The 26,368-nt window shown below is 60.5% G+C and carries 23 protein-coding genes and 1 tRNA gene; 12 read left to right on the top strand and 12 right to left on the bottom strand.

What is annotated here, in order from left to right:
- Positions 1–2,624 (top strand): chromosome segregation SMC family protein (locus tag EOB36_RS24835; protein WP_164897606.1); only part of this gene is annotated, 2,624 nt, incomplete at its 5' end.
- 171 nt (positions 2,625–2,795) lie between these two features.
- On the top strand, positions 2,796–3,782 hold the full coding sequence (locus EOB36_RS24830; RefSeq protein WP_206637204.1) for an NAD-dependent epimerase/dehydratase family protein: 987 nt from the start codon (positions 2,796–2,798) through the stop codon (positions 3,780–3,782).
- A gap of 160 nt (positions 3,783–3,942) precedes the next feature.
- Here the strand turns inward: EOB36_RS24830 and EOB36_RS24825 are convergent, their stop codons facing one another.
- The 8 genes from EOB36_RS24825 to EOB36_RS24790 form a co-directional block, all read right to left on the bottom strand.
- Positions 3,943–4,773, bottom strand: a complete 831-nt coding sequence (locus EOB36_RS24825) for a BtpA/SgcQ family protein (protein WP_095486151.1) — start codon at positions 4,771–4,773, stop codon at positions 3,943–3,945.
- Positions 4,770–5,678, bottom strand: a complete 909-nt coding sequence (locus EOB36_RS24820) for a ribokinase (RefSeq protein ID WP_128285928.1) — start codon at positions 5,676–5,678, stop codon at positions 4,770–4,772. Before EOB36_RS24820 ends, EOB36_RS24825 begins: the two co-directional genes overlap by 4 nt.
- A gap of 3 nt (positions 5,679–5,681) precedes the next feature.
- A complete protein-coding gene (locus EOB36_RS24815) occupies positions 5,682–6,452 on the bottom strand; it encodes a glutamine amidotransferase (protein WP_095486149.1) in 771 nt (256 codons plus the stop codon).
- Between the two features lie 37 nt (positions 6,453–6,489).
- Positions 6,490–7,581, bottom strand: coding sequence for a phosphotriesterase (locus EOB36_RS24810; RefSeq protein ID WP_126103218.1), 1,092 nt, complete (start codon positions 7,579–7,581; stop codon positions 6,490–6,492).
- 4 nt (positions 7,582–7,585) lie between these two features.
- Positions 7,586–8,596 carry an ABC transporter permease gene (locus EOB36_RS24805; RefSeq protein WP_127288636.1) on the bottom strand — a complete coding sequence of 337 codons (1,011 nt, stop codon included), beginning with the start codon at positions 8,594–8,596 and terminating at the stop codon, positions 7,586–7,588.
- The gene (locus EOB36_RS24800; protein WP_126103216.1) at positions 8,593–9,390 is read right to left on the bottom strand and encodes an ATP-binding cassette domain-containing protein; all 798 of its coding nucleotides are present in this window, start codon (positions 9,388–9,390) and stop codon (positions 8,593–8,595) included. Before EOB36_RS24800 ends, EOB36_RS24805 begins: the two co-directional genes overlap by 4 nt.
- Positions 9,391–9,464: 74 nt before the next feature.
- Positions 9,465–10,403, bottom strand: a complete 939-nt coding sequence (locus EOB36_RS24795) for a substrate-binding domain-containing protein (RefSeq protein WP_127205517.1) — start codon at positions 10,401–10,403, stop codon at positions 9,465–9,467.
- 119 nt (positions 10,404–10,522) lie between these two features.
- The gene (locus EOB36_RS24790; protein WP_128285927.1) at positions 10,523–11,134 is read right to left on the bottom strand and encodes a cupin domain-containing protein; all 612 of its coding nucleotides are present in this window, start codon (positions 11,132–11,134) and stop codon (positions 10,523–10,525) included.
- 350 nt (positions 11,135–11,484) lie between these two features.
- Here EOB36_RS24790 and EOB36_RS24785 point away from each other — a divergent pair, with 350 nt between their 5' ends.
- The 9 genes from EOB36_RS24785 (at position 11,485) to EOB36_RS24745 (ending at position 20,336) form a co-directional block, all read left to right on the top strand.
- Positions 11,485–12,417, top strand: a complete 933-nt coding sequence (locus EOB36_RS24785; RefSeq protein WP_245467879.1) for a complex I NDUFA9 subunit family protein — start codon at positions 11,485–11,487, stop codon at positions 12,415–12,417.
- A 99-nt stretch (positions 12,418–12,516) separates the two neighbouring features.
- Complete coding sequence (locus EOB36_RS24780) at positions 12,517–12,753, top strand: hypothetical protein (protein ID WP_127205514.1); 237 nt, start codon at positions 12,517–12,519, stop codon at positions 12,751–12,753.
- 173 nt (positions 12,754–12,926) lie between these two features.
- Complete coding sequence (locus EOB36_RS24775) at positions 12,927–14,699, top strand: SLC13 family permease (protein ID WP_128285930.1); 1,773 nt, start codon at positions 12,927–12,929, stop codon at positions 14,697–14,699.
- A gap of 261 nt (positions 14,700–14,960) precedes the next feature.
- Positions 14,961–15,485: a lasso peptide biosynthesis B2 protein gene (locus tag EOB36_RS24770; RefSeq protein WP_206637203.1), complete on the top strand. Its 525-nt coding sequence runs from the start codon at positions 14,961–14,963 to the stop codon at positions 15,483–15,485.
- A gap of 15 nt (positions 15,486–15,500) precedes the next feature.
- Positions 15,501–17,390: an asparagine synthase (glutamine-hydrolyzing) gene (gene asnB, locus EOB36_RS24765; RefSeq protein WP_127288641.1), complete on the top strand. Its 1,890-nt coding sequence runs from the start codon at positions 15,501–15,503 to the stop codon at positions 17,388–17,390.
- 241 nt (positions 17,391–17,631) lie between these two features.
- Positions 17,632–18,051, top strand: a complete 420-nt coding sequence (locus tag EOB36_RS24760) for a tail fiber domain-containing protein (RefSeq protein WP_126103209.1) — start codon at positions 17,632–17,634, stop codon at positions 18,049–18,051.
- 13 nt (positions 18,052–18,064) lie between these two features.
- Complete coding sequence (locus tag EOB36_RS24755) at positions 18,065–19,195, top strand: class I SAM-dependent methyltransferase (protein ID WP_128285925.1); 1,131 nt, start codon at positions 18,065–18,067, stop codon at positions 19,193–19,195.
- Positions 19,192–20,061 carry a hypothetical protein gene (locus EOB36_RS24750; RefSeq protein ID WP_127205511.1) on the top strand — a complete coding sequence of 290 codons (870 nt, stop codon included), beginning with the start codon at positions 19,192–19,194 and terminating at the stop codon, positions 20,059–20,061. Before EOB36_RS24755 ends, EOB36_RS24750 begins: the two co-directional genes overlap by 4 nt.
- Positions 20,058–20,336, top strand: a complete 279-nt coding sequence (locus EOB36_RS24745) for a PqqD family protein (protein WP_126103206.1) — start codon at positions 20,058–20,060, stop codon at positions 20,334–20,336. Before EOB36_RS24750 ends, EOB36_RS24745 begins: the two co-directional genes overlap by 4 nt.
- Positions 20,337–20,430: 94 nt before the next feature.
- On the opposite strand, the gene EOB36_RS24740 is transcribed toward EOB36_RS24745, so the two are convergent.
- The 4 genes from EOB36_RS24740 to EOB36_RS24725 all read right to left on the bottom strand — a co-directional run bounded on the left by EOB36_RS24740 (position 20,431) and on the right by EOB36_RS24725 (position 24,176).
- A complete protein-coding gene (locus tag EOB36_RS24740) occupies positions 20,431–22,110 on the bottom strand; it encodes an ABC transporter ATP-binding protein (RefSeq protein ID WP_127205510.1) in 1,680 nt (559 codons plus the stop codon).
- A gap of 117 nt (positions 22,111–22,227) precedes the next feature.
- Complete coding sequence (locus tag EOB36_RS24735; RefSeq protein WP_128285924.1) at positions 22,228–23,379, bottom strand: nucleotidyltransferase family protein; 1,152 nt, start codon at positions 23,377–23,379, stop codon at positions 22,228–22,230.
- 232 nt (positions 23,380–23,611) lie between these two features.
- A tRNA-Gln gene (locus EOB36_RS24730) sits at positions 23,612–23,686 on the bottom strand.
- Between the two features lie 145 nt (positions 23,687–23,831).
- Positions 23,832–24,176, bottom strand: a complete 345-nt coding sequence (locus tag EOB36_RS24725) for a VOC family protein (protein WP_127205508.1) — start codon at positions 24,174–24,176, stop codon at positions 23,832–23,834.
- Positions 24,177–24,385: 209 nt separating this feature from the next.
- Between EOB36_RS24725 and ppdK the strand changes: the two genes are divergently transcribed.
- Positions 24,386–26,368, top strand: a 1,983-nt coding sequence (gene ppdK / locus EOB36_RS24720; RefSeq protein ID WP_128285923.1) for a pyruvate, phosphate dikinase, incomplete at its 3' end; no start/stop codon positions are given.

Below are 26,368 nucleotides of genomic sequence, written 5' to 3'. Positions count from 1 at the left end.
TGCCGGACCTGCGCGATGCGGAAGCCGCCGCCGCTGCCGCCTTCCAGCGCCTATCGATCGCCAAGACGCAGATCGAGGAGGAAGCGGGCCGCATCCGCGCCCGCCAAGTGGAACTCGACCGCCGCCTCCAGCAGCTCGACGGCGACATCACTCGCGAGGAGCGGATGGTCCGCGACAATGCGGATATCCTCGAACGCCTCGCCACCGAAGAAGCCACGCTCAATGCCGAGAATGCAGGCGCCGCCGAGCGCGAGGCCAGTACCCGCGCCGCGGTCGAACAGGCAGCGTCGACGCTTGCCGCGAGCGAAGCCAAACTCGCCGGGCTGACGGCCGAACGGGCGGAGGCCGCCGCCTCCCGCAACCAGATCGAGCGAACGCTGCGCGATACCGCTGAGCGCCGCGACCGTTTCGCCCGCCAGCTCGCCGATGTCGACCGGGAATTGTCCGACATCGCCTCCAGGGTCGCCGGCCTGCCCGATCCCGCCGAAAAGCAGCTTCTGGTCGAACAGGCGCTGGCGCTGCTGGAGGAGACCGAAGCCGCGGCGATTGCCGCCGAACAGGCTGTCGCCGAGGCGCGTACGGCGGAAAGCGCCGCCCGCCCGCCGGTTCAGGATGCGAAGGCCGAGCTGGCGCGGATCGAAACCGAGGCCCGCACGCTGGCCAAGATCCTGAATGCTGCGAGCGGCGACCTCTTCCCCTCCGTCCTGGAGCAGATCAGCGTCGAACGCGGCTACGAGACGGCGCTGGGAGCGGCCCTCGGTGAGGATCTCGACGTGCCGCTCGACCGCAGCGCACCGGTGCATTGGGGCCAAAGCGAGGTCCAGCCCGGCGACGCCGCTCTGCCCGAAGGCATCAAGAGCCTTGCCAGTATGGTGCGCGCGCCGGCGCAACTGGCCCGCCGATTGGCGCAGATCGGCATCGTCGAGGCCGGCGACGGAAAGCGGCTGCAGGCGCTGCTCGCCCCCGGGCAACGGCTGGTAAGCCGCGAAGGAGCGCTCTGGCGTTGGGATGGGTTCACCGCCAGCGCCGACGCGCCGACCGCGGCCGCGCAGCGGCTGGCGCAGAAAAACCGGCTGGCCGAACTCGACGCCGAGGCGGTCGACGCGATCCGCATCCTGCGCCAGGCCGAAGAGGCTCTCGCTCATGCCGAGCAGGCGCTTACCCAGGCGAGCGAGGCCGAGCGCTACGCCCGTCAAGCCGGGCGTGATGCCCAGCATGGGCTGGACGCCGCCCGCAGCGTGCTGGCCGAGGCCGAGAAGGCCGGCGGCGAGCTGTCGAGCCGACGCGCAGCACTTGACGAGGCGCGCGCGCGCATCGTCGACAGCCATGAAGAGACGGCGGCGGCCTTCGTCGAGGCGGAGATGCTGCTGCAAAGCGCTCCCGATCTCGGTGATCTCCAGTTGCAGCTCGAACAGTCGGCCGCCAACGTTGCTCGCGACCGCGCCACCCTTGCCGATGCACGCGCCGTCCATGAAGGCTTGAGGCGGGAAGCCGAAGCGCGAACGCGCCGCCTTGAGGCCATCGGCGCGGAACGCCGCAACTGGCTGGCGCGTGCCGAAAACGCCTCGACGCAGATCGCCGCACTCGGCGAACGCAAAGCCGAGGCCGAGGCCGAGCGTGAAAGACTGGCCGACGCACCCGATGAGATCGACGCCAAGCGGCGCGCTTTGCTGTCGCAGCTTGCCGAAGCCGAAAGTCTGCGCCAGGCAGCCGGCGATCGTTTGCAGGAGGCGGAGAACCGGCAGTCCGAACTGGACAAGGCCGCGACATCAGCAATCCAGTCGTTGGCCGAAGCGCGCGAAACGCGCGTCCGCGCCGAAGAGCGGTTGACCGCAGCCGACGAAAGACGGCTCGAGGTCGAGGCCCGCATCCAGGAGACGCTGAACACGCCGCCGCATCTGGTCATCCGCCACACCGGCCTGGAGGCCGACAGCCCGATGCCGGAGATGACCGAGATCGAGCGCCAGCTCGACCGGCTGAAGATCGAGCGCGAACGGCTGGGCGCCGTCAATCTGCGCGCCGAGGAAGAACAGAAGGAACTGTCCGACCGGCTGGAGACCATCGTTTCCGAACGCGAGGACATCATCGAGGCCATTCGCAAGCTGCGGCAGGCGATCCAGAGTTTGAATCGCGAAGGCCGCGAACGGCTGCTGGCTGCCTTCGACGTGGTCAATGGCCATTTCCAGCGGCTGTTTTCGCATCTGTTCGGCGGCGGCACGGCGGAACTGCAACTGATCGAGTCCGACGATCCGCTCGAGGCTGGTCTCGAAATCCTTGCGCGACCGCCCGGCAAGAAGCCGCAGACGATGACGCTGCTTTCCGGCGGCGAGCAGGCGCTGACGGCGATGTCGCTGATCTTCGCCGTGTTCCTGACCAATCCCGCGCCGATCTGCGTGCTCGACGAGGTCGACGCGCCGCTAGACGATCACAATGTCGAGCGTTTCTGCAATCTGATGGATGAAATGGCCGCCACCACCGAGACGCGCTTCGTCATCATCACGCACAACCCGATTACCATGGCCCGCATGAACCGGCTGTTCGGGGTGACCATGGCCGAGCAGGGCGTGAGCCAGCTCGTGTCGGTCGACCTGCAGGCTGCAGAGGCCCTGCGCGAGGCGAGCTGACGCGTCGACTAGACCGCTTGTCGGTAGCGCTATAGGGACTCTCGGTTGTAGCACGAACTGAAACGGTCGGTTCCGTTCATTCGGATGTAGCATTTTGATGTTGTGCATGATCCTTTCCGAAATCGATCTCGATTTTGCGATCATGTGCCGGCATATGCGTGGAGAACCTTGTTGCCTATACTTGTCACTGGAGCCGCGGGATTCATTGGCAGCCATGTTTGCCACTACCTCCTGAACAGGGGGGAAGCAGTCGTCGGCGTCGACAACATGAACGACTACTACGACCTGGCGCTGAAAAAAGGACGGCTCGCCCGCCTTCAGCCTGACAAGAATTTTTCATTTCATCAGATCGAGATCGCCGAACAGGGCGCGCTCGCTACCGCTTTGGCCGGGCAAGGCATAACCAGGATTGTCCATCTCGCTGCTCAGGCGGGTGTGCGCCATTCGCTCGACAATCCGCGCCTCTATGTCCGTTCCAATGTCGTCGGCCATCTCGAAGTGCTCGAATTCTGTCGCGCGCAGCCCGCATTCGAGCATCTGGTCTATGCCTCGTCGAGCTCGGTCTATGGGGGCAACCGCAAGGTGCCGTTCAGCGAGACCGATCAGGTCGACAGGCCCGTCTCGCTCTACGCCGCCACCAAGAAGTCAGATGAATTGATGAGCCATACCTACGCCCATCTCTTTGGGGTGCCGCAGACCGGCTTGCGGTTTTTCACCGTCTACGGTCCCTGGGGCCGGCCCGATATGGCCTATTGGATATTCACCAAGGCGATGCTCGAGGGCAAGCCGATCCGGGTGTTCAACAATGGCGAGATGTGGCGGGATTTCACTTATGTGGATGATGTGGTGAGGGCGGTCGTTGCCGTGCTCGACCAGCCGCCCGTGGCCGAGGTTCCGCCGAGCAGGGTTTACAATGTCGGCAACAACCGGCCGGTGCGGCTGGGCGATTTCATCGACACTCTGGAGAAACTGCTCGGTGTGAAGGCGATCCGCCACAGCGAGCCGATGCAAAGCAGCGACGTCGAGCGGACCTATGCCGACATGACCGCCATGGAGCGCGATTTCGGCTTTAAGCCGAGCGTTTCAATCGAAGACGGGCTGAAGAAATTTGTCGACTGGTACCGGTCGGAATGGGCTGCGGGATCAACGACAAGATGATGGCGGCCTGAGTATCGTCATCGCCGGGTTCTCCGCGCGTCAGCATATACCGAAGAACTTGCCGGTGATACGCGCCACGTCCCACCGAGGCTCCGTCGTCTGCATTGTGACGTGGCCGGTTTGTTGCCTTGAGCCTCGCGCCATAACCAGCCCAGCTCGATCATCGCCTCAGCCCGGCCATGAAGGCCTTTACTCTGGCGGGGTCGACCTGGTTCCACCAGACGCCGTCATGCTTCAGCGCGCTGGCGATGATGACGCCATCGACGATGCCAAGAATATCGTTTGCATTGTCGGGCGTCACGCCGCTGCCAACCAGCGTCGGTAGGCCGGCAGCCTCTTTGATCATGCGGATGTAGCTCAGATCCGCAGCGTGCCCGGTGCGCTGACCGGTCGCTATGATGGCATCGGCATCGAAGAAGACCAGATCCTTGACCAGTTCCTCCACCGGGCGGTCGGCAACGATCGCGTGCGCGCCATGCTTGACATGAGCATCAGCGAAAATGCGGATGCCGTTGGCGCGCAGCTTGGCGCGGTAGCGTGCTGCGCGACCCGACTCCCCCTCGACAAAACCCTCGTTGGCGACATAGGCATTTGCCCATTGATTGACGCGGATGAAGCCCGCGCCAGCGGCACTGGCGATGGCAAGGGCCGGGATCGCGGCGTTAGCGAGCACATTAATGCCGACCGGCTTGCCGAGTTCGCGGCGAATACGGTCGGAGATAACAGCCATATAGGCCGCTGTCTCCGGCCCAATATCGTCAGGTTTGGCAAAGGGGATGTCGCCATGATTCTCGACGATCACCCCGTCACATCCGCAATCGAGATAGGATCTCGCATCATCGAGGCCCCGCTGATAGATCGCCTCGACCGCCTCGCCGTCAAAGCGCGGCGCGCCAGGAAGCGGCGCAAGGTGAACGACGCCGATCACCACCTTGGTGCGGCCGAAAAGTTCTACGAGCGCGTCGCCGCCTGATTGGCCGAGTTGGGTCATGAGAACTCCGTTTGATGGATGAGCGCCGCCATTTCAGACGCGGAAGGACAGGATATCAGTGTGCCCGGGCGAGTCACTGCAATTGCCGCCGCCGCGAGCGCGAACTTCAGCGCTGAGATAACCGACATTCCCTTGGCAAGCCCGCCGGCCAGACAGCCGCAGAACACATCGCCGGCACCGCTGGTGTCGAGCGCTTCGACGCGCGGCGCCGGCAAACGACGCGGTCCTGCCTGGTCCGGGCCAAGCACGAGACAACCTTCAGCGCCAAGCGTGACCACAACTGTCCCGGCGCCTTTGGCCGCGAGCGCGTCGGCCGCGGCTGCCATATCACCCTGGCCTGTCAGTGCTTTCGCCTCGGACTGATTCACCACCAATACCTGCGCCAGACCGAAGTCAGGCAGAGCCGCCGCATCGATAGGGCTGGCGTTCAGGACGGTGCGCGCGCCATTTTGCCGTGCTGCCCGCAGGCAGGCATTTATCGCGGCGGCTCGCAGGTTTCCTTGGCAGACAAGGATGTCGCCAAACGCGATCCGGCGGGCAAGCGCAGTTTGCGCGATCGGATCGAACGCCTCGCTGCAGGCGACACCGCTGACGATGAAATTCTCGCCGCTAGCCTCAATGACGATAGTCGAGCGGTCGCTTGGCAGGTCAAATTCGCTCGCCTCGAGGTCAGACAACTCCCTGTCGAGGCGGCTCCTGATCCATGCGCCTGCGCGGTCCTTGCCGAGCGCCGTCCAAAACGTCACCGCAGCACCCGTGCGCGCGGCCGCAACCGACTGGTTTGCGCCCTTGCCGCCGAGGCCGTCGGCGTAGCTGCTGGCGTTTAAAGTCTCGCCGGCGGCAGGGAAGCGGCCGACGCGAAACATCGTGTCGACACAGGCATTGCCCACGACGTGGACGTGCATCGCTCAGCTCTCGCCGGTCGCCCAGCTCAGCATCTGTTCGAACAGGGTTTTGTAGCCTTTCCAGGCGATGAACTCCGGTGGCAGCCAATGCGGCCCGACATCGGATGTCCAGGCCACAGTGCGGCCCCTGCCATAGTGGCCGGTGACGAGCAGCGGCAGCGATCCGTAGTCCGACGACACGGTCGCCAGAACTTCCGCCCCGTCCTTCAGCGTCACCTCGTTGAAGCCGAGCAGGATCGGCCAATCCGCACCGAGACCCTTCAGGATGGGATGGCTGGACGAGGCTTGCGGCATAGGCGAAAAACCTTCCGGCACCTCGACGCGGTCGTCGAACGCGAGGCAGTTCACCGGCAGGACCTCCTCGACCGGCGTCTTGCGGTAACGCGCGCCGCCATTGATGCCTTGGAAGCTATAGTAGCCGCCGAACATCAAAAGCCCGCCGCCATCGCGCACGTAGTCGCGCAGCAGGCGCAAGCGGTTCGGCGTCGGCTTCGAGTGGACCCAGGTGTCGGGATGCAGAAGCAGCGTATTGGCGCCGATGTCGGAGAGCACCACCGCGTCATAGGCCGAAAGCGCCTCCATCGTTTGCGGAAAGCTGCGCTGTGCCTCATGCGCCGGCATGAAGGTCACGTCGAAGTCGGTCGCCTTCAGGGCCGTCAGCAATTCGTCCGCGCCGGTGTGATAGGTGACCGTCGGAAACTGGTCGAAACCCTTGATATGGGTCGCGGTCGACACCCAGGATTCACCGGCAAGCAGGATCTTTTTCTTGGACATTTGAACTCCGTCGTAAGTGTAAGCCGTAAGTCTGCGCTTAATTCTGCCGCGAGAACACGGCCTTCGGATTGGCGATCAGCATGCGGTCGATGGCTGGCCGCTCGACGCCATGCCGTTTCAGGCGCGGTATGAAATGCTTCAGGATATAGCCGTAGCCGAAACCGCCGAAGCGGGTCAGCATGATCTTGAGGAACACATCCTGCGACAGCAGCAGGCGGTCGCCGAAGCCGGCCTCGATAAGTGCCGCAATTGCCCGCGCGTTCTCTTCGTCTGAGGGCGACTGCGCGTCCTGATCGGCATAATAATAGTCCATGCCGATCATATCGTATTCAAGGAATGCGCCGCGCCGGGCGAGGCTTGTCTGGTAGTCGAGATCGTTGTGGCTCGGATTCATATGGCACAGCACGGTGTGGCGGAGATCGGCGCCCTCGGCCTCGACGACATCGAGGACCTCGTGCGCCAGCCGCTCCCAGCCCGGCAGGTGGATCGATAGTGGCACGCCCGTGATGCGCGAGGCCCGCGCCGAAGCGCGCAGCGACTTTCGTTCCTCGGCGGTAAAATCCTTGCTGACGCCGACCTCGCCGATCAGGCCGGCCAGGATCGGCGGCTGCGTCTCGCCGCCGCCGACGTCGTCGACGATGAACTCGGTCACTGCGTCGACATCCATGGTCTTCAGCCATTCGGGATGGGTGTGCTCAAGATAGAAGCCGGTGCCCATGACGATCTTCAGTCCGGACACGCGGCCGATGCGGGCGAGTTTTTCCGGCTCGCGGCCGATGCCGATATTGGTCGCGTCGACGACGGTGTGCCCGCCGAGCGCACGATAGCGCTGCAGCTCCGATAGCGCGAGATCACTGTCGTCGAGCGAAACATTGTCGCGGTTGACGTAAGGGTTCATGCGCAATTCGCCGATGATCTCGATGTTAACCGGCTGCTCGGCGAGCGCCAGGTCGTCGGGATGACAGGGACATTTCCAGGTGCGCGCGCCGTCGAGCAATATGTGCTCGTGCATCAGCGTAATGCCCATTTCTTCGACCGGAACGGGGCCGAGCACGGTCATCACATGGCCGGTTTCGACCCCGATCGCCAGCCGCTTCCTGGGAGCCGCGTCATCGAAGAGATCACTCATAGGCTCAGCGGCTCCGCATGGCGCCGCGGAACAGGCGGAAGTTCAGCCAGATGGCGATCAGGATGATCGTTCCGGTCACGATCGGCGTCAGGAAGGGCGACAGATGCGCCAGGATCAGGCCGTTGCCGATGACGGCCACGGTAAGCGCGCCGAGCACCGTGCCGACGATCGTTCCGCGGCCGCCGAACAGGCTGGTGCCGCCAAGCACGACGGCAGCGATCACTTCGAGCTCAAAGCCTTGCCCGGCATTCGAGGACCCGGATCCGAGCCGGGCAGCAATGATGATCCCCGCAAGCGCTGCCGCGGCCGCGGAAATCACGTAAACGAAAAGCGTCGTCAGCCGCGTGTTCACGCCGGCGCGCCTAACCGCTTCGGCGTTGGCGCCGATGCCGGTCACGTAGCGGCCGAACGGCGTCTCGTTGAAGGCGATATAGGCGATCGCGAGGATCGCCAGCGCGATCAGCGCCGGCGCCGGCACGCCAAGGAGCCAGGCGCGGCCCAGCACCGTGAAAGGGCTTCCCGGCTCGATAGGGATGGAGTAGCCGCCGGTGATCAGCAGCGCCACGCCACGGATCACCGAAAGCCCGGCAAGCGTGACGATGAAGGCCGGGATGCCCTCATAAGCCACGAAATAGCCTTGTATCGCGCCAAGCAAGGCGCCCAGCGCAAGCATGGCGATGATGACCACAGGCCATGGCAAGCCCAGCTGCAGCAGTGTTGCCGACAACGTTGCCACCAGTGCCAGCACGGAGCCGACCGAAAGGTCGATGCCACCCGTGGTGATGACGAAGGTCATCGCTGCGGCGACGATCAGCAATGGCGCCGACTGACGCAGGATGTTCAGCAGATTGGGCGACGTCAAAAAGGCGTCCGTCGCCACCGAGAAGATGACGCAAACGGCCAGAAAGAACAGCGCAATCGACACGACACTGCCATTGGCGAGCACCGCATCTCGCCATGTGCCTTCGCGGACCCTCCGAGACTGAGCGGAGTGGGTCGAAGTCACCTCGCTCATGCTGATGCTCCATCGCGATGGGCGTTGTTGGCGGAACGAGCGTTGAACTTGCGGCCCACGATCAGGTTGACGACATCCTCGATATTGGTTTCGCCGATCAGCCGCTCGGCGACGTTGCGTCCTTCGTACATGACCTGAATGCGGTCGCATACGAGGAACAGATCCTGCAGGCGGTGGGTGATCAGAATGACGCTGACGCCGCGGGCGCTCACGGTGCGGATCAGGTCCAGCACAGCCTCGACCTCGGCGACGGCAAGCGCTGCCGTTGGCTCATCCATAATCAGCACGGACGGCTCGAACGAGGCGGCGCGGCCGATCGCGATCGACTGCCGCTGTCCGCCGGACAGGTTTTCGACCTTGAGCCGCGTGTCGGCGATAACGATGCCGAGTCGGTCGAGCATCTGGCGCGTTTGCTCGTGCATGCGCTTCTTGTCGAGAAAGGAAATGCCGGCGATGCGGCGGCGCGGCTCGCGGCCGAGAAAGAGATTGCCGGCGACATCGACCGTGTCGCAGAGTGACAGATCCTGATAGACCATCTCGACGCGCGCTGCGCGCGAGTCTGCTGGCGAGTTGAAGGTCACCGGCATGCCATCGATCTCGATCGTGCCGGCATCGGGAACCACCGCCCCCGACAGCACCTTGCTCAACGTTGACTTTCCCGCGCCATTGTCGCCGACCAGCCCCAGGACTTCGCCCGGCCTCAGCACCAGCGACACGTCATCGAGCGTCTGGATGGCGTTGTAGCGCTTTGAGATACCGCTCATCCGCACCCGATAGGTCTCGCCACTGCTCATCTTGGATCCACCGGATTTGCAAAGCGTCCGCGGCGTAGCCTCAAGCGGCGCCGCGGACCGGTCATCGATGCAGTTTACTGGAACATCGCGCGGTATTGCTCGACATTGTCCTTGGTCACGATCGTCACCGGAATATTGATGATCGGCTCGACCGTTTCGCCCTTCTTGAGCTTGGTCAATGCTTCGACAGCGGCCTTGCCTTCACCGGCTGGATCCTGCTGGACGACCGCCGCCACCCAACCATCGTCAATGCCCTGAATGACCTGCTTGGTCAGGTCCCAGCCGAACACCTTGACGTCGCCGGTGCGGCCTTGGCTGGTTACGGCCGAAACAGCGCCGAGCAACGCCGGCTCGCCGGTCGCATATAGCGTCGTCATGTCCGGATTGGCGGTCATCAAATTCTCCGAAGCGCTCATCGCGGTCTCCTGAACGTTCTGGCCGTCGACCGTGTCGAGGAACGTGATCGCCAAGCCGCTGTCCGTGACCGCCTTCTTGAAACCGTCGAGCCGCTGGTTCTGGATGAACGAATTGAGCGCGCCGACAATACCGATCTTCGCGGTGCCGCCCATCTCGGACTTCACATAGTCGGCGTAGAACTTGCCGATATCTTCGCCGGCCTTGGCGTTGTCGACTCCGATGAACGCAACGTTGTCGCCGTCGGGGATCTGCGCGTCGATGGCGATCACGGGGATGCCGGCCGCCTTCGCGGCGGTGATTGCAGGCTTGACGCCGTTCACGTCGATGGCGACCAAAATGATGCCGTCGACTTTCTGTGTGATGTAGTTCTCGATCGCGTCATTTTGCGCGCTCGGCACGTTGTTGGCATTGAAGATGACCAGCTTGGCGCCGGCGGCGTCGGCCGCTTTCTGCGCGCCCTCGTTGATCTGGTTGAAGAAGAGGGCCTGCTGGTTGATGTTGACGAGAGCGAACGTATCGGCGAACGCCGATCCCATTGCCGTCGAGCAAATGGCGATGACGGCGGCGCAACGGACGAGAAGTTTGAACGGACGCATTTACGGTTCCCCTTGCTTGCGGGCCAAACCTGTTCGGCTGGTCCCATTGGTGCTACAGGCACGAGACAAACATTCAAGAGACTTGAATGTTTGTCAACTCCTTTGAACTCGTGCGCAGGTCAGAAGGTCGCCGGCGTGTTGACCCAGAAAATGCTGGCTCTCTCCTTGCCGATGTTGCGGTAATGGTGCGGCAACTCCGACCTGAACACGAATGCATCGCCAGTGGCGAGATCATGGCTCTTGCCATCGACGATCAGCTTGATCCGGCCGGCGAGCACATAGCCGACTTCCTCGCCGACATGCTGGATGGGACCTTCGCTCTCGCCGTCTGCCTCGATATGATGGATATTGCACTGCAGCAGGTGGCCGGACGAATACGGAATAATACGTTCGAGCGAGATGCCCTCGCCGCGCCTTAGCGCGTCGAGCGAGATCAATGGCCGCGCGCCTGCGCGGAACACGATCGCCTCGTCGTCGTCGACCTGTTCGAACATCCAGCCGATGTTGGTCTCGAGAACTTCGACCAGGCGGTGAAGCATAGGCAGGGATGGCGAAGCCTTGCCGTTCTCGATCTTGGATAAAAGGCTTTCAGAGCAGTTGGCAGCTGTCGCCAGCGTCTTCAGCGTCATGCCCCGTGTCTGGCGGGCGAGGCGCAACCGCGTTCCAAGCCGCGCGGCATTTAGGGTGGCGTCCATTTCGGACTCTGGCCGTCGCCGATCGATTTTGTTCATCCGTTCGCCAACCATTCAACAGTCATTGGACAACTGTCGCGCGAGCAAAAGACAGCGACGACCGATTTGCAAGTGGTGATCTGTCAATTTCGACGCTGCAGTGCCCCGACCTGGTTTTGATAACACGGATAAAGCAACTCAGCGTCAAAAACACTCGCCAACGGGCGAACGGACGGTGATGCACGAGGCGCCACAGCGATATCGGCCGTGCCTCGATAAACCAGCGCTGACTGGAACAAAAAGCTTTCTTGCGTTGTTCTCCAACCGTCCTGACGTTCGATGAGGCTGGTTCATACGCCGGCCAAGGACAATCCTCGCGGCAGGCACGCGAAGAAGGGATGGCGAGGCAAATGGATCCCGACGATCTCAACACAAAACGGATCGTCACCGTGTTCGGCGGAACAGGCTTTCTCGGGCGCAGGATCGTGAAGCGGCTCCTGGAAAGGGGTTTTACGGTCCGCGCCGCATCCCGCCACCCGGCTCGCGTAAGCCAAGTTTTTTCCTCGACTGCCAGGATGCCCGAAGCCGTCGAGGCGGATATATTGGATGCGTCCTCGATCGGCTCGGCCATTGCCGGATCACAGGCGATCGTGAATGCTGTCAGCCTTTATGTCGAGCAGGGCGCCCAGACATTTGAACGGGTGCATGTGGTAGCCGCCGCTGATCTCGCCGCCGCGTCGCGCGATGGCGAGGTCGACCAGTTCGTCCAGATTTCGGGGATTGGCTCCGATCCTCAATCGGATTCGAATTATATTAGGGCACGTGGGCAGGGAGAAATCGCCGTGGCGAGCGCATTTCCCGGCGCTTTCATTGTGCGTCCCGCCGTCATGACCGGACCTGACGACGTTTTCCTCACGACCATTGTGAGGCTGATACGCCTCCTGCCGGTCTATCCGCTGTTCGGCGACGGCGGCACACGGCTTCAGCCGGTCTATGTGGCAGACGTCGCGGAAGCAGTGAGCCGGCTGATCGACGGGCGAAACCACAAGGGTTCATTCATATTCGAATTCGGTGGCCCGCGCATCTACACCTATACGGAGCTGCTGCGGGAGGTCGCCCGGCAACTCGACACCCACATCAGGCTGATGCCGGTCCCCTTTGCGGCGTGGGACGCCTTGGCTGGCCTCGCGGAACTCCTTCCGGCCGCGCCCATAACGCGCAACCAGGTCGATCTTATGCGGCACGACAATGTGGCAGCAATTGGCGCGCCGGGCCTGAAGGAACTCGACATCGAGCCGCGGGACATCGACGAGGTGATCCGCTTGATCGAACGGCGCGCGTGATGCCGGCGCGCGCTCGTCTCCTGCTCTACGACCCTGACGGGAACCTATCGCGATGCGGCGGGTTGGTCGAGCTTGAGCCAATGAAGAAGGAAAAGAGCTATGGCCAGATGCGACCAGTGCGGGAATGACTATGACAAGGCTTTCGAAGTGAAGCTAGCGGAGGAAACCTATACGTTCGACAGCTTCGAATGCGCGATCCAGAAACTCGCTCCGATGTGCCCGCATTGCGGATGCCGGATCATCGGACATGGCGTCGAACAAGATGACATCATCTACTGTTGCGCCCATTGCGCCGCGGAGGAAGGTGCGAGCGCGCTGACCGATCGCGCACCATGATGCAACGCAACCGGGATCATGGCCCCCAAGAGCCAGGACTCGGCACGAGCTTATCGGCAAGCATGGAAGTTCAGCATTCAGAAGCGTGCTAGCAAAGCCGTGATCAGCGAAAGCAACTAAAGGGCGGATTGGCCGTTCTGATCAGCCGTATTAGCGGCGGGGCATCCGAAGACATGACTACGCCGCAAATTCTGTCGTTCGCCGTTACCTTCGTGATGATGGCAGCGTTCGTTTGGGGTCGATATCGATATGATCTGGTCGCAGCCGCGGCACTGTTGCTTGCACTCGCGGTTGGCATTGTGCCTTTTGACGAAGCCTTCAGCGGGTTCAGCGACGATATCGTGATCATTGTCGGCAGTGCCCTGTTGGTGAGCGCGGGCATAGCACGCTCGGGCATCATGGAAGTCGCCATCAAGCGCTTTGCTCCGAATTTATCGGGCGTTCGGTCGCAAGTGGCGCTGTTGGTGATCGTGGTCACGATCCTGTCTGCCTTTGTTAAGAATATCGGTGCGCTCGCTATCATGATTCCGATCGCCTTCCAGTTCGCGCGCCGGTCGAGTATTTCACCCTCGATATTCCTGATGCCTATGGCGTTCGGGTCACTGCTCGGCGGACTCATGACGCAGGTGGGGACATCTCCCAATATCGTTGTGTCCCGTGTGCGGGAGGAACTGACCGGAACCGCCTTCACGATGTTCGACTTCACACCTGTTGGAGCTGCCCTGGCCGCCGCCGGAACGATCTTCCTGCTGTTTTTCTATTGGCTGTTACCGGTGCGCGAAAAGCTCGGCGGGTCGCTGAATGAAGCCATCGACATCAAGAATTACCTGACAGAGGCTCGAATTGTCAGCGATTCCACGGTGCTCGGGAAAACCGTCGCAGACCTCATGAAGCTTTCCGGCGGCGATGCTATCGTGACGTCGATTCTGCGCAATCGGACTATGCGGATGACGCCGCTGCCCGATGCTGTCCTCAAGGTGAACGACATTCTGCTGCTCGAAGGCGACCCAGAGGCGCTGGATCGCCTTGTCTCCCAGGGCAAGCTCAGCGTCACGGGCAATAGGGTCGGCGGTGGCGACACCACCAGCGAGATGGTAGCCATCGAAGCCGTAATCGGTGAAAGCTCCTCCTTGATCGGCTGGACAGCCCAGCGCCTTGCCCTTTACGACCGGTTCAACGTCAACCTCCTGGCCGTCAGCCGTCGCGGCGAGCGCCTCGACCGCAGGCTGGCCGAAATCGAGCTAAGGCTCGGCGACGTCGTCGTGCTGCAGGGAAATGCAGCGACGATACCCGAGATACTGCGTGAACTCGGCTGCCTGCCGCTGGCAGAAAGGGCTATCCTGCTTGGTAGTGTCCGCAAGGGGATCGTGCCGGTAATGATCCTTGCTCTCGCCATTGTGGCGACAGCGTTTGGGCTGCTCCCGGTCTCCGTCGCTTTCTTTGCCGCCGCGGTCGGGATGGTGCTTTTCAAGGTCATCCCGGTCCGGGAGGTCTACCAATCGCTGGATGGCCCAATCCTCCTCATGCTCGCCGTTCTCATTCCTGTGAGCGATTCGCTACGCAGCACAGGGGGGACGGGAGTAATTGCCGGCGAGCTTGCCAAATTGGGAACCATTCTTCCGGCGCCCGGCGCATTGATGCTCATCCTTGTCGCCGCCATGGCCGTTACGCCATTCCTCAACAATGCCGCCACCGTTCTTGTCATGGCGCCCATCGCCGCCGCATTTGCCGGCGATCTCGGCTACAGGCCGGAAGCATTTCTAATGGCAGTCGCCATTGGCGCCGGCTGCGATTTTCTCACCCCGATAGGCCACCAGTGCAACACGCTCGTCATGGGGCCGGGCGGCTACCGTTTCAGCGATTATCCACGCCTGGGGCTGCCGCTATCGTTCCTCGTCGTCATTGTTGCTGTGCCGATGCTAATGATCGTATGGCCAATGAACTGATATGCGATACAGGGACCTTTCGCCGGCCGACGAAAACAACCCTCGCTGCCGAATCGAGAAGGCTGGCACATCAGCATAGCGAACATGGACCTCGCGCGCCGGCGACGGATTGTTAACCACACCGGAAGCACAACACTATCGGAGGTGATGCGTCAGCCAATCAAATGGCGTGATGATAGAGGGTAGTCACCCGAGCGCAAGCGGTTACAATTAGCGATCAGATCAGTTGTCAACCGAACGCAGGCGCTAGTGACCAATCGATTGAAAAAATTTCTGGCCCTGAAGGCCGCACAACGCAGGACAGTGATCGCTGCAATGTTGCTGCTGCCATTCACTGCAATGGTATTGCAGATGTTTGGTTTCCGACGTGCAAGAATTATACTGATCTGGATTTGCGACCTTCGAAGCGTGAGGGGAGTTGCAAATCCGTCACTCACGCTTCGTGAATCGCCGCCGCCTTCAAACGTTCCGGTTGCGGTTTGCAACCCCGACCGGCTTCAATCAATGGGCGGGGAGACCGATTTTTATGGGCAGGCACAAGAGACCGCTCGTCTGGTATCCATCGCCGCGTATCGTGGTTCCTATTCCGGCAACTGCCTGAAGCGCTCAATGACGCTTTGGTTTTTGCTGCGCCGGCAAGGCATCGAAGGAGAACTGCGCATCGGCACGCGTAAGGCTGATGGCAAATTTGAAGCCCATGCCTGGGTCGAATACCGGGGCAAGGTTCTTAACGATACGGTCGATGTTGGCGAGCGCTTTGCCGCATTCAAGCGCAATTTTGGTTGATGCCATGGGGATGATATGAGCGGCATCGCCGGGATAATTCATTTTGACGGTAAGCCGGTCGAACCCGGGTTAGTGGAAAAAATGACCACGGCCATGGCGCACCGGGGCCCGGATGGCATCCACCATTGGGTGAAGGGCTCCATCGGGCTCGGCCAATGCATGCTTCGCACCACGCCAGAGTCGCTGGAAGAAACCCAGCCGCTGACGAATGAGGATGCAAGCCTTGTCCTGGTCATGGACGGGCGGGTGGACAACTGGGAGGAACTGCGGGGGGAACTGCTGGTGCGCGGCGCCGTACTTCGAGATCGCTCGGATGCTGAACTGGTGCTGAGAGCCTATCAGATTTGGGGGCGGGAATGTTTGCCGCATATCGACGGCGATTTCGCACTGGCAATCTGGGATGCGCGGCGACAAGAGGCCTTTTGCGCCCGCGACCGCATGGGCAACAAGCCTTTCTATTACCATTGGGACGGCAAAACCCTGGCCTTCGCCTCAGAGTTGCAAGCGATCCTTGCGCTGCCTTGGATGAAGCAGGAACCCAACGAAGGCATGTTGGCCGAAATGCTGGCGGCGGAATGGTATTCCAGGGACGAGACTCTATGGAACGGTATCCTGCGCTTGATTGCAGCACATCAAATGGTAGCCGGGAACCAGGGGCCGCGACTCGAACAATACTGGGAACCGAATCTTTGGGCGATGTTGCCGTTTCGCAAGGACGAAGAATACATTGAGCATTATCGCGAATTACTGTTTGAGTGCGTCAGGCGTTCATCCCGGTCGCATCGGCCGGTCGCCATTGAGGTGAGCGGCGGGCTCGACTCCTCGGCGGTGTTTTGTGTGGCGGAACACCTGCGCCGCTCGAACAGACTGCTCACGCACGGCATAAATGGCTACACGCTTGGCTTCACGGAGGAGGAAGGCGATGCCAGCGAACTCCCCTACGCACGGGCCGTGGGCGGGTATTTAGGGCTCCGGATTCATGAGACTCCCCCTTCCAGGATGCCTCTTTCATGGTTTGCGGAACGCGCCCGGTCCGGCCGGCAGTTTCCGGGGTTTCCGAACCTGTCAATGCAGGCTGGCCTATGGCAGCAAACCGTTGCGCACGGGAGCCGCGTGACGCTAGGCGGTCACGGAGGAGATCAATGGCTGGAAGGTTCCCGGGCGTATTACGCAGAGGCACTGGCGCAAGTGCATTTGCGTACGCTCTATGACTGCCTCAAAACCGACGCGACGGCATTCGGCGCGCGACAGGCGGTGAGTTGGCTCATACGGCAGGGGTTTTTCCCGCTACTGCCAATCGCTCTCCAGGAGGGTCTCCGCCGCCTGGTTCGTAGGATGCGCGGGAGCGGGACCAGCAAAGCCTGCTACTGGCTCTCGCCGCGGATGGGGGAAGTGATCCGGATGCGTCGCGAGCTTATTCCCCCATCACACCATCGGCGAGTGCGCAGCGTCGGCCAGAGGGCGCTACTTGAGGCTCTATACGATGCTTATGATGCCCAGGCGATGGAGGACCTTGATTGCATGAGCGCCCATTGCGGGATCGAAATGCGATACCCGCTCGACGACCCCAAACTCGTTCAGTATGCGTTTTCGCTACCCGAGAGGCTGCGTCTGCGTGGAGACAGAACCAAATATATCCATATCCAGGCTTTGAAGAATCTCCTGCCGAAGCGGATTCTCGAACGGAAAAGCAAGGCAGAATTTTCAATAGTGCTCCGTGAGCATCTGGACCGGATGCAAGCCATATTGACCGAGACGATTCCCGATGAGCGTAGCACCTGGGTTGATCGGGACGGGATGGCCCGGCTATTCCGGGCTTATCGAGACAATCCGCAGGCCGGCATGCCGAAATGGATTTTGTGGGGAATTTATGGATGTCATGTAACGTATATAGGGGACTGTTAATGGGTCATATAACGTACTGTTAATCGATGCCAAGTAACGTACCGTTGAAGCCGTGTAGCGTACCGTTAGATAATTTGATCGTCACATCGGTTAAATTTTCGACGAATGCTGCCCGTCAGGGTTGTGCCCGTTTTCGCTTGGTGGCAAGGTAAAATCTTGTTCAAAAGCCACCGAGAACGTCCAGATAGTTCATCTGACGGTTTCCTGAGAGATTTCCCAGTCAGCGTAAAGGGCCGAGTTAATGAAAAGCAATCTGAACGACCAGCAGACGCCATCCCACCTCACCGTTGAGAACAAAGCTGCTGAGGTAAACAAGGCGCCCTATTCGACTCCCACACTGCAGATCTACGGTTCCGTAAGCGCGATAACAAGAGGCGGTACCGGAAGCGGGCTAGATGGGGGCCCCGCCGGTATGAGTATGGTGTCCGACCCGCGCGCCAAAGAGAACGTCGTCCGTATTGGCACCCATTCGCTTGGAATCGGCCTCTATCTGTTCGACTACAAGCCTGAATACCGCGAGCAGTGGGGCCTTGGCAGGCAGTTTGGTGTAATGGCCGACGAGGTCGAGACGGTGATGCCGGAAGCCGTAAGCGTTCATCCTGACGGTTACAAGAGGGTGGACTACGGAATGCTGAGGATACGGCACTCCTCTATTCACTGAGCCTTGCGGGGGAATGTCGAGTTCCGCGCTGCAGGAACACTTGGGGTATGTCGGCGATTCGGTAAGGCTTGAACAGTTCAAGTCCGCTGTCGCCCAAGTCGTCAAACATGGGGATTACATCACGGATCTCGGTTGTGGCACCGGGATCCTGGGGCTGTTGTGCTTGCAGGCGGGCGCGGCCCGTGTCTACGCCATCGACTCAACCGCCATGATCGAGGTCGCGCGGGAATCCTTCGTTCGCGCGGGATGGGGTGGCCAGGTGATTTTCATGGGGGACTACTCTGCGCGGGCCAACCTGCCCGAACGGGTTGATGTGGTGATCTGCGATCAAGTCGGCTACTTCGGCTTTGATGCCGGTATCATCGAATACCTCGCGGACGCCAGGCGGCGTTTCCTGAAGCCAGGGGGGGCATTGATTCCCGCCAGGCTCAGGCTTCAACTCGCCGCAGTGGAATCGGAAACCAGTTACGGCTTGGCCGACGGGTGGCGACGAGAGGGCGTACCCAGCGAATTCCATTGGGTGGGCCAATACGCCGTCAACACCAAGTATGCGGTCAATCTTCAGCGGGAAGAATTGCTTGGCGCCCCCGCTGAACTGGGCGGCATCGATTTTCGTGAAGACAATCCGGACTTTTTCTCCTGGGATGCGGAGTTGCGCATAGAGCGCGATGGCGTTGTGCACGGACTCGGCGGCTGGTTCGATTGTGAGTTGGCCGAAGGGGTGTGGTTGACGAACTCGCCGCTTGCCGATCGTCCAATCAAACGCTCTCAGGCTTTCCTGCCCATCGGCGAAGCCGTCGAGGTAAAATCCGGCGATGTGGTGAGGGCGAGGGTGATGGCGCGCCCGACGGATTCGGTTATCGCGTGGGAAGTTGAAATCGCGTCCGGAGGGCGGAAATTCAGCCATTCGACCTGGCAGGGCGAGTTGCGGACGCCGGCCGAGATCATCACACGGAATCCCGCGCATGTGCCCCGACCCAATTGCCAGGGGCAGGCAAGAATGATCGTGCTAGGACTTTGCGACGGTCAAAGGACGGTCAGGCAGGTTGAAGAAGCCGTGCTGCGCGAACACCCCGGCTTGTTCCCTTCCGTGGAAGAAACAGCGCGATTTGTCGCCCAGGTGCTGGGCAAGGACACGGAATGACGGTGGACTTTCAGGTGGCGGACGCCCGCCCTCAAATGCCACTTGACGCCACCTTGTTTCACCAGTGGGTTTTCCCAGACGGAACTTTGTGGACGGATTTCTACCGCATCGGGGGAGCCTACCTGCTGCGTTTTCCCGAACTGGCGGATTTCCAGCTGAGTCAAGATGGCGGACAGATCCAAGCATGGCCGGTGCAGGGAGTCTCCGGCGCGACCATTCAGCATCTTTATCTGAATCAGGTTTTGCCCCTGGCGCTCAGCAAACAGGGGAAGCTGGTTTTGCACGGCAGCGCGGTCGAAATCAGCGGCGAGGGCATCGCATTTATCGGCGAGTCAGGCCGAGGCAAGTCCACGCTGGCGGCAAGCTTTGCAACCGACGGGTTCCGCTTCCTGACGGATGACGGGCTGCTGGTAGAGCCTTGCGACGGTGGGTTTCAGATTATGCCGAGCCATCCTTCGATCCGGCTATGGGGAGACAGTGAGGAAGCCTTGGTCGGCAAGGATGGTGTACGGAAAGCGCCCCCGGTGCAATTCACATCGAAGGCGCGCTTTCTTGCGGGCGATGACATCGTTTTCTGCGGACAACCCCGGCGCTTGCGCCGGGTGTATTTTCTTGGCGAGGGTGTCCAGCAAGAAGCGGTGTTCGAGGGTATGACCGGGCGCGAAGCTCTGATGGAACTAATGAAGCATTCTTTCTTACTCGAGATTGAGGCACACGAACTGCTTGCCGCCCATTTCGATGAATTGTCCTCCCTGGCTGGGCAAGCAATTTTTTACCGCCTGGATTATCCCCGTCGCTTTGAAGACCTGCCGCGGGTCAGGCAGGCCATTGTGAAACACGCGTTTAAGGTGGGTGAACAGGCATGAATTTGACTGACAGAGTGGCGATTCCGGCGCAAGTGATGGCGCGACAGGTGGGCAATGAGACAGTGATCCTGGACCTCGCCAGCGGAACGTATTTTGGGCTGGACACGGTCGGAGCACGTATCTGGATACTACTGTCCGAAGGAAAAACCGTCGGCGAAATCTGCCGAACCATGCTCGACGAGTACGAGGTCGAGCCTGCGCCCTTGGAGAAAGACGTATTCAGCTTGTTGCAAACGCTCGAACGCCAGGGGCTGATCAAGATTGAAGAGGCATGAGTGTATAAATTTGTATGTCTAGCAGCAGGTGCGCGTAGCCTGATCCGAAGCACCGAGTTCAGTTGAGCCGGCCTGGGTGACGGTGAGGCTGGACTTACTCGGCGCTTGTCGTGATGCCGTCATCCAGCTTGAACACCCGATCAGCCAGTGCCAGGCTCGCCGGCCGGTGGGTTATCAAAAGCACTGTCCTCTGTCGCAGCACATCGACGCATGCCTGCAAGAACTCGCGCTCCCCTTCCGGGTCGAACATAGCGGTAGCTTCATCGAGTATTAGAATCGGCGGATCTTTCAACAGCGCCCGAGCCAACGCCAGCCGCTGCTGTTGCCCTCCGGACAGCCGCACGCCCCGATCGCCGATCGGCGTCCGGTAGCCCTGCGGCAATTGCATGATGAAATCATGCGCGCGGGCCGACCGTGCTGCTGCCTCGACCTCATCCTGTGTGGGCTCAGGCCGCCCATATGCGATGTTGTCGCGGACGGTGGCGTTGAACAGTAACACGTGCTGAGGCACAACCCCTATCTGGCTGCGCAGGCTATGCAAGGAGACCGTGGAAATATCCACGCCATCGATGAAGATGCTTCCCTTGGAAGGCTCATGCAATCGCATAAGCAAATGCGCCACAGTGCTCTTTCCTGCGCCGTTGGGACCTATGATTGCTATTGTCTCGCCCGCGGCGACGGATAGATCGAGGCACCTCAATGCAGGCTCACGCCCCGGGTAAGCGAACGTGACACCACGGAATTCGATGTCGCCGTTTATTTTTCCCATCTGCTTGCCCGCATGCCAGCTCGGCTCAGGCTCTTCGGCCAAGGCTGTTGCGAGCCGGCTCAGCGCTCCGCGCGCGCGCTGGGTCTGTCCATAGACGTCTGCGAGCCCCGCCATGGGTCGAGCCATGACTTGGGCGTAGAGGAGAAAACTCACCAATTGAGGCACAGTGAGAGCCCCATCGCCAATTTGCCCTTGGGCCAACCAAAGCATAAGAACGACCGCGGTCGCCGTCACAAGCTGAACGCCCGGCCCCAATGCGGCGTGGATAGCGCGCTCCTTGGCGCTCAGGCTGACGACGCGCTCGATTTGGCTCCGATAACGTTGCGATTCTTGCTGTTCGCGCGTGAAGGTCTTGATGGCGGGAAGCATGCCGAGGTTTTCCTCAGCAATGGCGATGGCAATGGCGTGCTCCTCCTGAAGTTGGAGCGCCAATGGCCGCATGCGCCGTCCGAAAATTTTAAGCAGTAGATAGAGCAAAGGAATCATGATTGCAGCGGACATGGCGAGAAGAGAATCAATTCGGAACATTAAAGCCAATGCCCCACTGACGGTGAAAAAGAGCGGCAGGGCAGCAAGTGCGGTGCCGCTGATGTAATCGCTCACGACGTGCACATCATGGGTGAGTAGCGCGAGCGTATCGCCGTGACGCCGCCGATGGGAGAAAGCAAGCGGTAAGGCCTGAAGGTGGTCGTAAATTCGAATTTTCAAGTCCGCCAGTATTTGTGTAGTCGTCCCACCAATCAGGTATATATTGCTGAATTTTAAAACAGCCTGAACCGCGAACAGCGCCAGTGCTCCTAGAAAAAGTACCTGAATGTCGATTGTGCTGCTGCTTGCGCGTTCTTGGAGAAACGTTTCAGCAAGCCTGCCACCAAGCCAAGGCATAACCAATAAAGCAGCGCTTTCGCATAGCATTAATACCAGACCAGCGGCCAACGCCAGGCGATAAGGTGCCGCTAAATTCAGCAGAATGTTTGTCTCGCTAATTTTCGATAATCTGTTCATAGTTCCACAAGAGATAGATCGATATGATCTGCTGGAGAAGACACCAATAGCCAGGCTGCATCATCAATCGCGGTAGATTTTCTTACGATTTTGCGGGATCATACCCGCAGATAGCAGTCACCTGTTCGGGGTGTGTAAGTACTTTAAAAACCCGGCCGTGGCCCGGCGTAAGTAGAGCCAAGGTAGCCAGGATGTGTTTGCCTGGCGATATTTTTGCCGCATATGAATTGCGGGCGGGAAGAGGAGTTCGGCCAGAAAACCGGACTTGTTCCGTACGCCTCTCGCGGCCTGGAAGTCCATCCATATTCGGTTCACCCTGGATCCGCTAAGATAGCTCGACGCGGGTTCTGTCGGTCCAGGACGGGAAAGCGCGTCAGACACGGCTTCGGGCATAGTGGTACGAAAACGGGCTCGGGTCGCCTCGATGCCGTCCAGGCAGGCCGCCCGCAGTCCTTTACGCTCGGCAAATTTCACAAACTCATTGCGTTGCGACGGCGATAGCATCGAAAACAGAACCTGAATATCGTAAAGCCAGATCAGTCGATCGCCGCCATAATATTCCACGCCATCGACATAATACAAAGCGTGTTTGTGGACCGCTCGATGCATGCAGGCGAGCACGAGCGCGTGCACTGGATCAGCTGCGAGGGCATTCGCGCTCAAGTTCGGCAGTGGCCGGGCCGCGGAGCGCAATTCTTCATACGAGAACAGATTTGACAGGAGTGTGGAATTGGTGATCCGCCAATGCAAATCGAGGGTGTGTTCCTGATTGGAGGCGGGGTCTGTCCAGCTATAGCTCGTCTGGCCGCGGATGACATCCGCTCTTGTTCCCAACTCACGAAACCCCAGGGCCTCTAACGCTTTGGCTACCCGATCACGCGTGTCCGACGGTACGAGGAGGTCCGTGTCACCTCTTGTACGCAGGAAAGACGTCGGATAGACACTGTAGGCTAAGGCCGTGCCTTTGAACAGAATTGGATGGATTCCAATAGCCGCTAGCCGCTCCAGTACTTGTTTCAGCATGTACTGGTGGCGCATCTCCCACAATGCTTGAGCAGTGGCCTGCTGACGACAAGTAGCCAGGATAACTTCCGGCCAACCCATGTCAACGCGTTCGCGATCTGCAATATAGTGATGAAGTAACGCCTGTACCCCGTGATAAGCACTTCGCTCGATGAAGCGGGCCGCGAAATTATTGTCGCCGTATTCCGGCCAAGTCGGATTTTCGCCACGTAAGGTAGCACAAAGCAGCTCTTCAATTCCCTGCATGACTAGAGCTCCGTTGCAGAGATCCAACAGCGCCCTTGAGCCCGGCGCTCTGGCAGATTGTTGTCATTCGTTCGGGCCTAGCCATCTGTTCGCTGCTGCGTTCATCGCAAGCTTTGGTCGTGACATGGTCCTGATGGGCATTGGCGACGAGGCTGTCAAGTTGGCATCGACGTAGCGTGCCGGCATTACGAAGTGGCTGCTGCACATGTGTCCGGAACGGACCTGTGAGCGATGGCTGGGGCGCCAGGATTCGAACCTGGGATTGTCGGTACCAAAAACCGATGCCTTACCACTTGGCTACGCCCCAGCAGCGGGAACATGCCCGTTGCGCGCGGCCTTATAGGACGAGCCGACGGAAAGCTCAATGCCGAGAATAGCGGTGCGCGGAACTGATCCATCGGTTCCCGCAGATAGGAGTTCGGACATTATCCCCTGCTGTCAGGCCATGGCGTCTACTCGCCCCAGACGGCCATTTCGTTGCCGGCCGGATCGACGAAATGGAACCGCCTGCCACCAGGGAACGAAAAGATCGGCTTGACGATCGTGCCGCCGGCATTTTCGACGGCGCTCAGGATTTTTTCCAGGTCCTCGGAATAAAGCACCGGAAGCGGCTTGGCGGGCGCTTCGCCGGCATCAGCCTGGAAGCCTCCATCAAGACCTTCCGAAAAGGCCGAATAGGTAGGCCCATAGTCGGTGAATGACCAGGAAAAGGCGGCGCTGTAGAAAGCCTTCAGCCTGTCCAGCGTTCCACCAGTTGCCGGCATTTCCAGATAATCGAGTTTTCCGGTCAGTCTCATGGCGCCACCTCGTGTTCCTACTATGTTCTACTTTGGTGACCACTAAGCCGCAAGTCTTTTTGCCATCGCTTTTTCTTAATCGATTGTAGAAGCCGGCTGGCTTTGCCGACGCTTGCCTTTCGCACTGCAGCATCATATCGCTCGGATAGGGACACGGCGGAACTTCGGCTTCGTCAATCTTTTCAATCTCCTGCAACCGGAGAGCAAGCATGACCAAATGGGTCTACACCTTTGGCGACGGCGCCGCGGAAGGCCGTGCCGGCGATAGGAACCTCCTGGGCGGCAAGGGTGCCAATCTCGCCGAAATGTGCAGTCTAGGCCTGCCCGTGCCGCCGGGCTTCACCATCACCACGGAGGTCTGCAGTGCCTACTACGCCAATGAGTGCTGCTATCCGGCCTCGCTGGAAGCGGATGTCGCGGTCGCCCTCGATCATATCGGCCGGCTGACCGGGCGCCGTTTCGGCGATCCCTCGAAACTGCTTTTGGTGTCGGTGCGTTCCGGTGCCCGCGCTTCCATGCCTGGCATGATGGACACCGTGCTCAATCTCGGTCTGAACGACGAGACGGTCGAGGCGCTGGCCGCCGATTCAGGCGATGCGCGCTTTGCCTATGACAGCTACCGGCGTTTCATCCAGATGTATTCCGATGTTGTCATGGGCCTCGACCATGAGGTGTTCGAGGAAATCCTCGAAGACCAGAAGGGCGGGCTCGGCCATGAGCTCGACACCGAACTGACCGCCATCGAATGGCAGGGCGTGATTGCACTCTACAAGGCCAAGGTCGAGGAGGAACTCGGCAAGCCGTTTCCGCAGGATCCGAACGAGCAGCTCTGGGGTGCGATCGGCGCCGTGTTTTCGAGCTGGATGAACAGCCGCGCCATCACCTATCGGCGCCTGCACGACATTCCCGAAAGCTGGGGCACGGCGGTCAACGTCCAGGCCATGGTCTTCGGCAATATGGGTGAAACTTCGGCCACAGGTGTCGCTTTTACCCGCAATCCGTCAACCGGCGAAAAGATGCTCTATGGCGAATTCCTGGTGAATGCGCAGGGCGAGGATGTCGTTGCCGGCATTCGCACGCCGCAAAACATCACCGAGGCGGCGCGCATTGCCGCAGGCTCCGACAAGCCGTCGCTGCAGAAGCTGATGCCGGATGCGTTCCAGTCGTTCGTCACCATCTCAGACCGTCTGGAAAAGCACTACCGCGACATGCAGGATCTTGAATTCACCATCGAGCGCGGCAAATTATGGATGCTGCAGACGAGGTCCGGCAAGCGTACCGCCAAGGCCGCGCTCAGAATCGCCGTCGAAATGGCGCAGGATAAGCTCATTTCGAAAGAAGAGGCCGTCGCCCGCATCGATCCGGCCTCGCTCGACCAGTTGCTGCATCCGACCATCGATCCGGAGGCCGCGCGCGATGTGATCGGCATCGGCCTGCCAGCTTCTCCGGGTGCTGCCACCGGCGAGATCGTCTTTTCCTCCAACGACGCTGAGGAGCTCAAGACGCAAGGCCGCAAGGCGATCCTCGTGCGCATCGAGACCAGTCCCGAAGACATCCACGGCATGCATGCGGCGGAAGGTATCCTGACCACGCGTGGCGGCATGACCAGCCACGCCGCGGTGGTGGCGCGCGGCATGGGCAAGCCTTGTGTGTCGGGCGCGGGCTCGCTGCGCGTCGACTACAGGGCCGGCACGCTGACGGCGATGGGGTCGACGTTGCGCAAAGGTGACATCATCACCATCGACGGCGGCAACGGCCAGGTGCTGAAAGGCGCCGTGCCGATGCTGCAGCCGGAACTCTCGGGCGATTTCGCCGCCATCATGGAATGGGCCGATTCCGTGCGCCGTATGAAGGTGCGCACCAACGCCGAAACGCCGCTCGACGCGCGCATGGCGCGCTCCTTCGGCGCCGAAGGCATCGGGCTTTGCCGCACCGAGCACATGTTCTTCGACGGCGACCGTATCGTCGCCATGCGCGAGATGATCCTGGCCGAAACGGAAAAGGGCCGGCGAACGGCGCTCGCAAAACTCTTGCCCATGCAGCGCTCGGATTTCCTCGAACTGTTCGAGATCATGGCCGGCCTGCCGGTGACGATCCGGCTGCTCGATCCGCCGCTGCACGAATTCCTGCCCAAGACCGAGGAAGAGGTGGCCGAAGTCGCCGCCGCCATGAACGTGTCGCCCGACAAGCTC

Origin of the sequence: Mesorhizobium sp. M6A.T.Cr.TU.017.01.1.1 (assembly GCF_004023115.1) — a bacterium.
GTDB lineage: Bacteria > Pseudomonadota > Alphaproteobacteria > Rhizobiales > Rhizobiaceae > Mesorhizobium > Mesorhizobium mediterraneum.
The sequence above is the reverse complement of the archived record's forward strand: the minus strand, read 5'-3'. Positions and strand labels throughout refer to the sequence as shown.